The following is a 13,186-nucleotide window of genomic DNA, read 5'->3' on the forward strand; positions in this document are numbered from 1 at the left end:
TAGTTAATCGATTTCGTTTAATGGCCAAATAACGATGTGGTCTTCAAACTTACTTTCATCAACGTCCCGATCAAAAACAGTTTTACCACGCACAGACATGCCAGCCTTGTGCATCTCTGACTTTTTATTCTTATGCAATAATGGATGCCAACTCGGAAGCCCCTTTCCCTCGTTGAGTCTGCGATAACTGCAACTTGGCGGCATATAGGCAAGTTGATGAAGGTTATCTTGGGATAGAGTGACACATTCAGGTACCAGCTCATCACGGTCGGCATATTGGGTGCACGCGCAAGTTTTGGTATTCAAAAAACTGCAAACGACATTGGTAAAATGCAGCTCTTCGGTGGCAGCTTGTTGCCCATCTGTTTGCGAAGCATCTTCATCGATGATTTTGTGTAAGCAACATTTAGCGCAACCATCACAAATGGCCTCCCACTCCTGACGGTTCATTTGCTTCAACGATTTAGTTTGCCAAAAATTTGCTTCTAAACTCATTTTTCACCCTGCACTTTGCTATTAACGCTAAAATGTTTATCCAAACGTAAACACAATTCATCATTCGCAAATAGAGGGCCTACACCTTTTGGTGTGCCTGTCAGCACAATATCACCTGGTAACAGAGTGAATACCTCACTTATTTGTGACAACAACGAATAAACGCCCCACATCATTAAAGATGTGTCGCCTTGCTGTTTCAGTTGTTGATTAACCTCTAAACTGAAACTTAAAGCTTGAAGATCAGCTACATTGTGTATTTCAGTGAACCCTGATACTGGACAGGCACCATCAAAGGATTTAGCTCGCTCCCAAGGTAAACCTTTTGATTTTAATTTGCTCTGCAAATCTCGCAAGGTTAAGTCTAGTGCTAGTCCCACTCCCCAGATAGCGGATTGACAATCGCTCTGTGATGCATTTTTGAGTGGCGATTTAATCAGAATCGCTATCTCTAATTCATTGTGACAACTTCCCAGCGTATCGGCTGGTAAGGTCACCCCTGCATTTACATCACATAAACTTGTGGAAGGTTTCATAAATAACAAAGGGGTATCAGGAACTTCATTGTTAAGCTCTTTGACGTGATCAACGTAATTACGTCCCACGCACACCACCTTCCCAACCGGCAGTTGGATGGGCTGGCCATTAATATCTTTGTGAAAATACTCCATCTAAGAACCCTTTTTAATTCGATCGGCAAGATAACTCACAGCGCTTCCAAAGTATGTCGAGCGATTCCAACGCATTAATGTATGGAAATTCGAGTAAACTAAATAGATTCGGCCATTTTCATCATCTGGCATGATCAACGAAGCTTGCAAGTCGACCTTTGGCAAATCAGAGCCGTCATAACGCCTAACCCCCAATGCCTGCCATGCGCTTAAAGATTGCATTTTAGACTTAGTTAAACCTGCAAGGGCCAAATCAAAACCTTTAGGAATGCGAACTTGTCTGCCCCAAGTAATACTGTCATCCCAACCTTCTTTGCTTAAGTAATTGGCAATTGATGCAAATACGTCCGCGGGGTTACCCCAAATATCTTTTTTACCATCTTTATCATAATCAACCGCATAAGTTAGGAAGGATGAAGGGATGAATTGGCTTTGCCCCATTGCACCAGCCCAAGATCCCACAAACTGTTGTTTTTGAATGTGACCTTGCTGCAGGATAGTCAAAGCTGCGAACAATTGTTTTTTAAAGAAGGATTCACGACGACCTTCATAAGCCAATGTAGACAATGCGGAGATAACAGAGTAATTCCCCATAATCTTTCCAAAATTACTTTCATTTCCCCAAAGGGCCACTATGAAGCGCGGTTGCACACCATATTCTTTGCCTATTTTGTTTAATATTTGTTGGTGTTTACGGTACAAATCGATGGCTTGTTGCACTTTCCAATCAGGGACTCGGGTGCGTAAATATTTATCTAAGGTGATTTTAGATTCTGGTTGATTCTTATCTGCCTTAATGGCTCTTTTATAGAGCGTTATGTCGGCAAACGCCTGATTTACAAATTGTGCATCGAAACCTTCCGATATCGCTTCACTTTTAAGCTGTTCGACATAACCTGCGTAATCTTTTTCGTTTTTCTGAGCGTGTAGCGGGAAACTCAACAGCAGAATTGAAACTAAAATGCAGCTCCCATTCATTAGTCTTTTCATTTCGATGTCTGTCCTTTATTTTCTTTATTTTTATCTTGTGTTTGCTTATGGGCTTTTAACAAATCTTCATTAGGTGGAGGAAGTTGCAAGTAAAATCCATTTAAATTTAGTTCGTTGGTTAATTTATGTATATCCACTTGAGCCAATTTTTGACGCTTTTGCAGGGCTAAAATCATCACAAATGTGGGTTTACCGAAAGTTGCCATAAGCTGTTCGGGCACATCATCAAAATTGTCTTTTTTTAAGACATAGAGATACGTTTGTTGCTTTTTATTACTTTTATATACATATACAAGCATTAGTTCAGCTCTCCATATTTGGCGACTATTTTAAGCACTTGGTCTCCCAAAAGATCCCCTCTCCAGCCCTGAATCAAATCAGGTTTCAACCCCATCTCTCGCAATTCATCTTGTTTGTGCCAATGATATTTTAACAATTGTTGTATTTGTTTTTTTGATCCCAGGACTTCAACGGGTATCTCAAGTTCATCCGCTTTTAGCTGGCAAAGTGCTCTCAATTCAGCAGAGGCTTTTTTAAATCCTTTGTGCGTCATCAACCTTTCTACAGGTGATGGGTATATCTCAACCGGTGCAATCTTCGCTTCTTCAACCAAACTGAGTAATGCATCTGAGTGAATCCGAGCTTCTTGAGGAGTCATGCCATCAATGGCAAAAATAGCCCCTTTATGGCTAGGCAGAGTGCGTGCAATTTCTACTAAATTGGATTCACGCACAACAAAGTTTAATGCCAAGTCACGCAAACGCGCTTGCTCAATTCGCCATTTCGCTAAGGTTTTCAGTAAATACAGAGATATGCCCGATAGTTTCCAACTGTTCTTAATATTAAGATAGGCAAGTTCTGCAGGGAGATTAATGGATTTTTTCAATGCCAATTGCTGCATTTCTTGGTAAATCCATTCCGTGCGGCCTAAAGCAGCGATTTGTTCGCTCAACTGAGGGTAAATTTGCAACAAATAGAGTACGTCATTCGCTGCATATTGGCATTGCTGTTCGCTCAGCGGACGAGCAATCCAATCGGTTCGCGATTCACCTTTATCAAGTTTAATATCTAACATCAGCTCAATCAGATTTGCATAGCCCAATGTCGCTCCCATATTCAACAAGCATGCAGCAAATTGACTATCAAAAATAGGCGTCGGTATCACATTCAAACTATGCCAAAACGTTTCTAAATCTTCAGAGCAAGAATGCAAGACTTTGACCACATCAGGGTTAGCTAGAAGGTCCACCAGAGGCGATAAATCTTCAATCTCCAATGGATCCACAAGGGCCAGAGTAATGCCATCATAAATTTGGATTAAGCCCAATCTAGGGTACAAAGTTCTCGTTCTAACAAACTCCGTATCAACGGCTATTGCAGATGCTTTATTGGCTTGAACACAAAAGGAGTGTAATGCTTCGAACGTAGTTATTAGGGTATATTGCATATGAAAAGATGGACACCTAGAAAATAAAAAAACCGACATGAGTCGGCTCTTCAATTTAAATAAAATCAGTAGATGATTTCGTTTAAGCTAATCGCGCAACTCTTTGCGGAGTATCTTACCAACATTTGTCTTGGGAAGCTCGTCTCTAAATTCAACAAATTTTGGTACTTTGTAGCCGGTTAAATTTTTACGACAATGATCGATCAATATTTTCTCGGTCAATTCATCTGAATTTCGAACAACAAAGAGTTTAACCGCTTCGCCAGATGATTCACTAGGCACACCAACAGCTGCCACTTCGACCACTTGATCGTGCATCGCTGCGACTTCCTCAATCTCATTAGGAAACACATTGAAGCCAGATACCAAAATCATATCTTTCTTGCGATCGACAATATAGAAGTAACCTTGTTCGTCAACGGTGGCGATGTCCCCCGTTAATAACCAGCCATCTTTGATAACCTCATCTGTCGCTTCGGGGCGGTTCAAGTAGCCTTTCATTACCTGAGGACCTTTAACATACATTTCCCCAGGCTCCCCCATAGGAACTTCATTGCCATCATCGTCACATAACTTGATATCCGTAGAAGATACGGGCATACCAATTGACCCTTTATAACTTTCAAGCTGTGGTGGGTTAACGGTAACAACAGGGCTACATTCGGTTAAACCATAGCCTTCCAAAAGTACCTTTCCAGTGACTTTTTCCCACTTCTCAGCCACCGAACGTTGCACTGCCATACCACCACCTAAAGCAAACTTTAAACCCGAGAAGTCCAGCTCACTAAATTCTGGTGTATTAAGAAGACCATTAAATAAAGTATTCACACCTGTTATTACGGTACAGTGATGTTGTGCCATTTCTTTTACAAAACCGACCATATCTCGTGGATTGGTTATCAGTAAACTTGGACAGCCAAATTTAACAAAAGTCAGACAGTTAGCCTGCAAAGCAAAAATATGGTAAAGCGGTAAAGCCGTCACCACCAACTCTTTACCTGGCTCGATAACGGTTTCCAATACTGAAGAAATTTGCTCTAAGTTTGCCACCATATTACGGTGAGTAAGCATTGCCCCTTTAGATACACCTGTAGTGCCGCCGGTGTATTGTAGAAAAGCGATGTCGTCACTGCTTATTTCTGGTCTGGTGTAGGTAAGAGAAGCACCTTTTTTAATTGCAGATGTGAAGTTTTCGGTATTCGCGATAGTAAAACTCGGCACCATTTTTTTAATGTATTTTACCGCAAAATTCATTATCCAGCGTTTGGGGGCTGGGAACATATCTGCTACTTGGGTCAGCAGTACTTTTTTCACATTAGTTTGTTCAATCACTTGAGCTAAAGTACTTGCAAAATTTTCAATAATAACAATAGCTTTGGTGTTTGAGTCGTTTAACTGATGTTTTAGCTCACGAGCGGTATAAAGTGGATTAACATTTACTACCGTTAATCCAGCACGCAATATTCCAAATAATGCAACAGGGTATTGAATAACGTTAGGCATCATAATGGCGACTGGATCACCTTTCTTTAAACCCTCGTTTTGTAAATAAGCAGCAAATTGAGCAGATAACTTATCTAACTCAGCAAAGCTTATGCTGTGTCCCATATTGATAAATGCAGTGTTGTTAGCGTAAGTCGATACTGATTGCTCAAATATATCTACTATTGAAGAATAACGCTCTGGGTCGATTTCTGCAGGAATTTTAGGGTCGTAGTGTTTTAACCAAATTTTGTCCACTTTGCCTCCAGGGCTTATGCTTCTCAATACGATTACACGATGTTAACCAATGAACATTTAAATTAATACAGGTAAGACCTGATTGTAGCTTAATTTTAGTGATTTAATGGACTAAGTGCTAGGAAATCCAGCAATTTTTTAGCAATGTCGGCGGGATTATCCATATGTAAGTGATGTCCCCCCTCACAAGTTACATGGGTTAAATTTGGCACCCAATCAAACCTTTCTTTGACTTTTTCACGCATGACTTCGTACCCCGTTGTGCCCATTATTGCTAATGTCGGTGCTTGGATATTTTGCATAAAGTGTCTAGCTTGCTCATCTGTCACTCGAATTGACGAGAGCGTACGAAGCCTTCTATCGGTGCGAAAACGAAGCTCGCCATTTTGCTCAATTAAATTGCGATTAACCAACAATGTTGCCGCATCTTCAGTTAAGTCCCCAGCTAATGCTCTGGCTTTAATTACGGCTTCGTAGCTTTTGGGATGTTGCGGCTCTCTAGCTTGTAATTTTAATCTGCTTTCTATGGCCTCACGCATTTGTGAGGGACTACTTTGCGCATTTTTTGAAAGAGGACCAAAGGATTCAATCGTGATGTAATGGGAAACAAATTCAGGAAAACTGCTAGCGTACATCGAACCGACGATCCCTCCCATGGAGTGCCCCAGTAAAATAAACTTTTTATACCCTTGACTTAAAATTAACTCATGCAAGTCGTGGACAAAATCAATTTGGTGATAATGAGCGTCAGCACTGCGATGGCTGGAGAGTCCATGCCCAGCAAAATCAATTGCGACCAAATGGTAATCGTTCAGATATTTGGCTAAAGGAATAAAGCTCGCGGCATTGTCTAACCAACCATGCAAAGCAATAATTAGGGGTTTATCGGTGTGTCCATTTGCAAGACCTGCTAACTCTAAGTTAGGTAAAGAGAACCTGACATCATGCATTTTAGTATCCTGTTGAGCGTTTTTTATAAACAAAAAAAGCGGCAATTACATGCCGCTTTTTAACACTTTATTGCCGTCACCGGAAATTATCCGCCGTGATACTCAGCTATTTTGATTAGTTATAATCCTATAAAAATCAGCCTTTAACGCTCTTTATCAACTGGCCCTATACCATTATTACGCGTAGCTGAACGGGTACTTTGTTGACGGTTAGGTTGAGACGCTCGACTGGGAGTTGTTGCGCCGCCAGAGGGACTATCACTATTACGACGTATAATAACGCGTTGGTGATAAGGTCGGTATGGCCATCCCCAGTATGGATTATATGGCCACATGCTCAAGCTACTCACATTCACTTGCTCTATTTCTTTCCAAAGATGGTATCCAGATGATTTAAGGGTCGGAAAAACATATTTGTGCTCACCTACCATGCCTTCCTCGGAACCAGTAATTTTTCCGGTAAAGGTAACGCTACGACCTTTTTCAAAGACCACTGGATCGATAAATCCATCAATATAGACCCGAAACCGGCCCATGCTTTGATTTGAGACTCGAGGGCGAGCATAAGAACGCAATGGAAAATCGACCATTTCGATCATGGTTGCATCAGGTAAGTTTTCGACTTTAGCAATCACTCCCCCCCAACGAACAGTCTTGCCAATATTACTTTCGGGATTACTTGTAACCTGCTGATATTCTACTAAGTTTGCTTCATCTTCCACCTGAATACTGTCAGGTATGACAGAACAGCCAGCCATCAGTACTACTGAACAAAACACCGCAATTTTCGCTAACATGAGAATCCTCTCTACCGCTAAATTTTAACTTGCTAAACTTTTACCTTAATAAACTCTTAACTGATTAGATAGTTCACCAATTAGACTATTTACTTACTAAAACATGAATCCACTAATTAACGCTATAGAATCGTTTAGATATGTTGCTAATACTAACACCTATTGCCAATAACACGTTGCGTTATTGGCTGAATCAACATAGTTTCGGGATATAAAATCATCATAATCCGTTGTTCAGCATAACAAATACGCGAAAAATTTTACACCAAAGTGATCATTTTATTCGAGCCTAATTGGATAAGATTAAACGAAGGTATCAATTCCCAGTAACGATTGGATTTCACTACGTTGACTTTCTTTGGCAAGAGATTGATAGGCGTCTATTGCCTGGCGAGCACTAAAATCTTGAGGTTGTGATGCACTATTTTTTTGTTCTCGAAAACGTTCGGCTTGTGCATATGCTTCAGGGGAATTTTGACGCGTAACAACCTGCTGACGTGGCAACTGAGTGTCACGTCTTTGATTTTGCTGCTCTTGTGCTTCCGCTTGTTTTTGCGGCTCACGGGCAGTGGGAGTAATAGTTAGTTGATTTTGCGCGGCAACTAACGAAGATTCAATTTCCACTTAGCTAAACTATTGCATCCTTTTTAGGTGTCAAACCAAAATTAACTGCAATAATCATGCACAAGATACGAACTATCGCGTAAAACCAATCTAATCCAGTTAAAACCACTATTCTCTACCAGGCAACTTTTTCCAGGTCACCTTGTCTCGCAAATAAACCGGTTGAATATTCTCTGCGTCGCTAAAATTGCCCTGCGCGATAGCATCTATAGCTAATGGGATCATTGCACTACTTGATGGAAAAAGAATGGATGGCTGACCGACCTGCTCGACGATTTGCTGGAAAGCTTTATAGGCAGTCCACCCCGTACCGCATAATACATCCGGTATTTCGGTTAAGCCTTCAAGCACAGCTTCCGGCCCTAGCACCTGCTCTTCTTCGATTAAACGGGCTAGGTTATTTTCATTGCGAAATAATGCGAAATAGACTTCATCCATGCGAGCATCTATCGCTACAGCAACCAACTTGGCCTGAGATTCATCAATCGCTTGTTGCGCCATTGCAGCTAAAGTAGAGATACCAACAACCGGCTTTTCAGTTCCCAACGCCAAACCTTGAATAATACCTGTTGAAATACGCACGCCAGTAAAACTACCTGGACCACGACCAAACACGAGATAGTCGATAGCCGATAATGTTTGATTATTTCGTTGTAATAATTGCTCGACCATCGGAAGCAGTTTTTGGCTATGTTGTTGAGGGCAAACTTCAAATATTGAATCGGTTTTTTGATCTACAAAAATGGCTGCAGAGCAGGCTTCAGTGGCTGTATCTATCGCAAGTATTTTCATCAATTCACAGGCCTTCAGAGGTATGTAATTCAGTTAAAAAATCAACCGCCACCGACAAGTCTCGAGTGCGCTTCATGGGCGGTAAACTGGCTAAAAAGGTTTTTGCGTAGTCTTTCGTGATTAGGCGATTATCGCAGATCACCAAAACCCCCTTGTCTTTTTCATCACGAATTAACCGCCCAGCCCCTTGTTTGAGGGAAATAACCGCTTGGGGGATCTGGATTTGTGCAAAAGGATTGGCACCTGACTTTCGACAATCTTCAATTCGAGCCTGCAGAAGTGGATCATCTGGGGCGGCGAAGGGTAATTTATCAATCATTACGCAGGTTAAATCATCACCACGCACATCAACTCCTTCCCAAAATGCTCCCGTGCCTAACAGTACGGCTTGTTTATTGGTTACATACTCGTCTAGTAACGCACGCTTGGTCGTGGTGCCTTGCACTAATATTGGGTTATCAATATATTCAGGCAAGCTTTGGGCAATGATTTTCAGCATCGCATGGGAAGTAAATAACAGGAAACAACGGCCTTTGCTCGCCTTAATTAAGGTCACTGCTACTTCCAATAAATTCTGTCGCATCTCACGGCTGCTAGGCTCTGGTAAATATCGAGGTACACACAAAATAGCTTGTTTTTGGTAATCGAATGGACTGTCCAAGGCTAATGTTTTTGCATTATCTAAGCCCATTAAACGCTGAAAATGGGCAAAACCGCCATCCACCATCAAAGTTGCAGAGGTAAACACCCAGCTTCTTTTCGGTTCTTCTATAAAATCAGCAAAGCGCTTAGCGATACTAAGTGGGGTTAAATGCAGCACAATGTGCTTAGGTGTGGTTTCGTACCATAAACTCACACCTTTTTGATTTACATCGTTTAAAACAGCCAGTTTGGATTTGGCGTGAGTTACCCTTTCAAACAAAGTATCAAGTTCTTTTTCTCGACCCAGATGAATTTTAACCACTTCGTAAAGTACCGTCAGTGATTCGTCCAATTTATTGATTTGCGCTTCGACCTCTGGGCGTTTTAGCATTTGTCGCCAATTGCCCCGCTCTGGAGTGACTGGAAACAAAATACGCAAGTCAGCCGCAATCAAACGACACTTCTCAGCAACTTTTACTAGTTGTTCGGCATCTTTTAGTTGAGTACGTTTTATAATCTCAATGTCTCGCGCTAAATCATGTATTTGTCGACTTGAGAGAGCTTCACCAAAGTATTCGCTGGCAATATCGGGTATTTGATGAGCTTCATCAAATACCACCACATCAGCTTCCGGAATTAGCTCACCAAAGCCTGTGTCTTTTAAAGCCATATCTGCAAAAAACAAATGATGATTCACCACCACTATATCGGCGTCCATTGCTTTGTTTCGCGCTTTGACTAAATAACAATCTTCATAATCAGGACAATCTCGACCTAAACAATTATCAACTGTAGAAGTCACCAAAGGTAATACTCTGGCATTCTCAGACAGTGACTTTAAATCTCCCATATCACCGGTTTTAGTGGTAGACGCCCACTGTCTAACTTGGGTTAATTCATCCAGGGTTTCCCGCTCCAATAAGGTACTGTTGCCACTATGCTGACCTAACCGATGTAAACAAAGATAATTTGAACGGCCCTTAAGCAGCGCTGCCTGACGATTACTGGCTAAGGCTTTTTTAAGTAACGGTAGGTCACGGTGAAACAACTGCTCTTGAAGATTTTTTGTACCCGTTGAGATTATTGCTTTTTTGTTACTGATCATTGCTGGGGCTAAGTATGCAAAGGTTTTACCTGTTCCCGTACCAGCCTCGACAATTAGCGGAACTTGATCGTCAATACATTGTTCAATGGCTTCAGACATTGCAATTTGCGATGCACGTGGGCTAAACCCAGCAATTGCCGTAGATAAAACCCCATCTTCGGCAAACAATTCTGATGTTTTAATCATGCACCCTTGCCTGTCTTTTACTGTCACAAATTAGTATCACTATCGTTATCCGTTATTCGCAAATTCTTAGCTTGTCCCGCAGCGCGAGAAATTGGCGGTGAGTATGCCAAAAAAATGCAAGCATTGTTAGAGGAAGATAGCCATTGCTTAGCCTTGTGATATAAATATTGTTTAAAAAATTGCCCCAAAAAAGACACTCCGCACCAAAGGTGTATTTAAAAACAGACGCATTTATTGCAAACACGCTCAAAAACAACGCCATTCGCAAACAATATTGTTATTAATCAAATAGATAAATTAGTGGCACGAATTAAGCAATATCTCAAGCAATAGACAAATTATTAATTTATTCATCACAAAACAGAAAGATTTCTCTGTTATTAATGATGGAAACGACAGGTGAAAACCCAATTGTTTCAAGTGGCACACAGTAAGGAGTTCGATTATGTTATTCTGGTTAATCTTAGCGACTATTGTCACCTTGGTGGCAATTTTCAAACCTGCCGATTTATCTAGCAAGTTAATGTCAGCTGTAATTTCTGCTATATGTTATATCGGTATCTTTTTATTTGTGACAATGACGTTTGCTCGGTCACTTAAGAAAGAAACTGCACTTTAAAATGGACTAAAGGAAACACAATGAAAACAATCAATCAAAAACTCGTACTAGCAATATTTTTAGCTAGCTTAGGCTTAGCGGGATGTTCAGAAGCTCAGAAAGAATCCGCTAGCGATACTAAAGCTGAAATGACTGAAGAAATGGAAGACATGAAAGAAGAGTCTGCTGATTATCTTGACGATGTTAAAGATGAAGCCGGTGATATGATGGATTCAGCAAGCGAAAAAGCATCAGAAATGAAAGATGATGCACAAGATAAAGCCTCTGAAATGATGGAAGATGCTGGCGACGAAATAGAAGACATGAAAGAAGCTAGCGCTGATAAGCTAAAAGAAGCTTGTATCAAAATGAAAGAAAAAACAGGTGGTGACGTATCAGATTGTAATTAATTACAATCGGGTGTCTTTAAAATGAGACACTTTATGTTATCCCAAAAAAAAGAGCGATTTTTCGCTCTTTTTTGTTTATTCTGCAGCCTAAATAAGCTTGTCTCTTTTCAAGCTATCGACTGATTTTCGTATTGAATATTTTTCACTAATTAGCACTGAAAATCGAAATCTGAAACAGCGCTTCAATTCAACTCTGCTGGTTTTCTGTGTTTTGTCCCCTGCTCATAGGCATAGATGAGCTGTATTAACTTAGGTTCATTGTACATTCTGCCTAAAAACTGAAGCCCTGTGGGTAAGTTTTCCGAAGTGAACCCCATTGGAACCGTAAACGCCGGCTGCCCTGTGTGTGGACTGATAACTTGACTGTTGTCACCCATGTAATCTTCCTCAAAACGACTGATAAGAGCGGCTTTGTTATTCCAAGAAGGATAAATTAGCGCATCTAGATTTAAGTCGTCCATCACCTTCTCAATACCTTGCCTAAACGCTATGCGCAGTGGATCAGAATAAGCACTTCCGCATTCAACATTGGACTCACCATAACGACCGCTTGCAGCAAGGTTTGCTTTTAATCTCGCTTTTGCAAACTCTGAGGTGGAGCCAACTGCGATAATATCTTCTAAGCGCTCCAGGGTGTCACTTTTCACATAGGTTGCTAAGAACTGCTCTACATCTTGTTGGAATTCTGCACACCATTGATTGGCTTTTAAACTATCAAAATTAGGGATCTCAACTGGATCAACGATTGTTGCCCCTAGCCTCTGTAAATCTCGAAGGGACTGTTGGAATAAGGCTAAAATTTCAGGATCAAGGCCGTCATCACTAAGTTGATTCAACACACCTATGCGTGCTCCACTCAACCCATCTTCGTTTAAATACGACAAATAACTAGCCGGCATCTTACCGTCCGAATGGGCCGTGATCGGATCATGCTCATCGTAGCCAGCAATTACGTCTAATATGCGAACAGCGTCTTCGGTTGTTCTGGCCATTGGGCCAACAACATCATTGCGCAGAAACAAAGGCACTATGGCACTGCGTGACACTAAGCCAATGGTGGTTCTTAAGCCCACTAGCGCTGCATGGGAAGAAGGTCCTCGAATAGAATTACCCGTATCGGTACCTAAACCAACAGTTGCAAAATTAGCGGCAATAGCAGCAGCTGTTCCGCCACTAGATCCTGCTGGAACATAATCTTGGTTATACGCGTTACGAGTGATTCCAATGGTAGAGCTTTCGGTATGTTTTGGACTAAATGCCCACTCCGCCATATTCGTTTTCGCTAAAACAATAGCCCCCGCGTCAACGAGTTTTTGAATGATAAAAGCATTCTGATTGGGAATGTATTCGACTAACGCAAGAGAGCCTGCGGTGGTGGGTAAATTAGCGGTATTGATATTATCCTTCACCAAAATAGGAATGCCGTGTAACGGGCGAAGCTTTCCTGTTTGTATAAACTCTTTATCTAAGGCTGCGGCAATCATTAGCGCATCGTTATTGACCACACTAATAGCATTAATTTTATCATTATGCTGGGCGATTCGTTTTAGGTACGTCTTAACTAAGTCTTGGCTATTGTACTCGCCATTTTTATAGTCTTGGTGAATTTGGGCAATAGTCAGCTCTGTGAGATCAATCTCTTTTGCCGATGTTCTATGTTGCTGGCACCCTTGCAAATATGCGACAAAAATCGATAACAGTATAAATTTAGTGGGTAACACAGTTAATTTGAGCATTTA

14 protein-coding genes are annotated in these 13,186 nt (G+C 41.2%); 2 read left to right on the forward strand and 12 right to left on the reverse strand.

What is annotated here, in order from left to right; translation table 11 throughout:
- Positions 1-3: 3 nt before the first annotated feature.
- From Q4567_RS09365 to Q4567_RS09415, 11 genes are all read right to left on the reverse strand, one after another.
- Positions 4-495 (reverse strand): YcgN family cysteine cluster protein, encoded by a 492-nt coding sequence (locus Q4567_RS09365; RefSeq protein WP_216050321.1) that lies wholly within the window; start codon positions 493-495, stop codon positions 4-6.
- A complete protein-coding gene (locus tag Q4567_RS09370; protein ID WP_216050320.1) occupies positions 492-1,166 on the reverse strand; it encodes a fumarylacetoacetate hydrolase family protein in 675 nt (224 codons plus the stop codon). Before Q4567_RS09370 ends, Q4567_RS09365 begins: the two co-directional genes overlap by 4 nt.
- A complete protein-coding gene (locus tag Q4567_RS09375) occupies positions 1,167-2,156 on the reverse strand; it encodes a lytic transglycosylase domain-containing protein (protein WP_303500190.1) in 990 nt (329 codons plus the stop codon). It lies immediately after the preceding gene.
- A complete protein-coding gene (locus tag Q4567_RS09380; RefSeq protein WP_303500192.1) occupies positions 2,153-2,455 on the reverse strand; it encodes a YcgL domain-containing protein in 303 nt (100 codons plus the stop codon). Before Q4567_RS09380 ends, Q4567_RS09375 begins: the two co-directional genes overlap by 4 nt.
- Positions 2,455-3,642: a ribonuclease D gene (gene rnd / locus Q4567_RS09385; protein ID WP_342807494.1), complete on the reverse strand. Its 1,188-nt coding sequence runs from the start codon at positions 3,640-3,642 to the stop codon at positions 2,455-2,457. Before rnd ends, Q4567_RS09380 begins: the two co-directional genes overlap by 1 nt.
- Positions 3,643-3,690: 48 nt before the next feature.
- A complete protein-coding gene (gene fadD, locus Q4567_RS09390) occupies positions 3,691-5,343 on the reverse strand; it encodes a long-chain-fatty-acid--CoA ligase FadD (protein WP_303500193.1) in 1,653 nt (550 codons plus the stop codon).
- 95 nt (positions 5,344-5,438) lie between these two features.
- Positions 5,439-6,293 carry an alpha/beta fold hydrolase gene (locus tag Q4567_RS09395; protein WP_303500194.1) on the reverse strand — a complete coding sequence of 285 codons (855 nt, stop codon included), beginning with the start codon at positions 6,291-6,293 and terminating at the stop codon, positions 5,439-5,441.
- 143 nt (positions 6,294-6,436) lie between these two features.
- Complete coding sequence (locus Q4567_RS09400) at positions 6,437-7,090, reverse strand: Slp family lipoprotein (RefSeq protein WP_303500195.1); 654 nt, start codon at positions 7,088-7,090, stop codon at positions 6,437-6,439.
- Between the two features lie 303 nt (positions 7,091-7,393).
- Entirely contained in the window at positions 7,394-7,714 is a 321-nt protein-coding gene (locus Q4567_RS09405) for a hypothetical protein (RefSeq protein ID WP_216050312.1), read from the reverse strand.
- Positions 7,715-7,822: 108 nt separating this feature from the next.
- Positions 7,823-8,506: a tRNA (adenosine(37)-N6)-threonylcarbamoyltransferase complex dimerization subunit type 1 TsaB gene (tsaB, locus tag Q4567_RS09410; protein ID WP_216050311.1), complete on the reverse strand. Its 684-nt coding sequence runs from the start codon at positions 8,504-8,506 to the stop codon at positions 7,823-7,825.
- A gap of 4 nt (positions 8,507-8,510) precedes the next feature.
- On the reverse strand, positions 8,511-10,439 hold the full coding sequence (locus Q4567_RS09415) for an ATP-dependent DNA helicase (protein WP_216050310.1): 1,929 nt from the start codon (positions 10,437-10,439) through the stop codon (positions 8,511-8,513).
- Between the two features lie 445 nt (positions 10,440-10,884).
- Here Q4567_RS09415 and Q4567_RS09420 point away from each other — a divergent pair, with 445 nt between their 5' ends.
- Both Q4567_RS09420 and Q4567_RS09425 read left to right on the forward strand, forming a co-directional pair.
- Positions 10,885-11,058, forward strand: a complete 174-nt coding sequence (locus Q4567_RS09420) for a hypothetical protein (protein WP_216050309.1) — start codon at positions 10,885-10,887, stop codon at positions 11,056-11,058.
- A gap of 20 nt (positions 11,059-11,078) precedes the next feature.
- Positions 11,079-11,447 carry a hypothetical protein gene (locus tag Q4567_RS09425; RefSeq protein ID WP_303500198.1) on the forward strand — a complete coding sequence of 123 codons (369 nt, stop codon included), beginning with the start codon at positions 11,079-11,081 and terminating at the stop codon, positions 11,445-11,447.
- A gap of 182 nt (positions 11,448-11,629) precedes the next feature.
- Here Q4567_RS09425 and Q4567_RS09430 read toward each other — a convergent pair whose 3' ends face one another.
- Positions 11,630-13,183 carry an amidase gene (locus Q4567_RS09430; protein WP_303500199.1) on the reverse strand — a complete coding sequence of 518 codons (1,554 nt, stop codon included), beginning with the start codon at positions 13,181-13,183 and terminating at the stop codon, positions 11,630-11,632.
- Positions 13,184-13,186 lie beyond the last annotated feature (3 nt).

The organism is Aliiglaciecola sp. 2_MG-2023 (assembly GCF_030548145.1).
In the GTDB taxonomy this organism is placed as follows: domain Bacteria; phylum Pseudomonadota; class Gammaproteobacteria; order Enterobacterales; family Alteromonadaceae; genus Aliiglaciecola; species Aliiglaciecola lipolytica_A.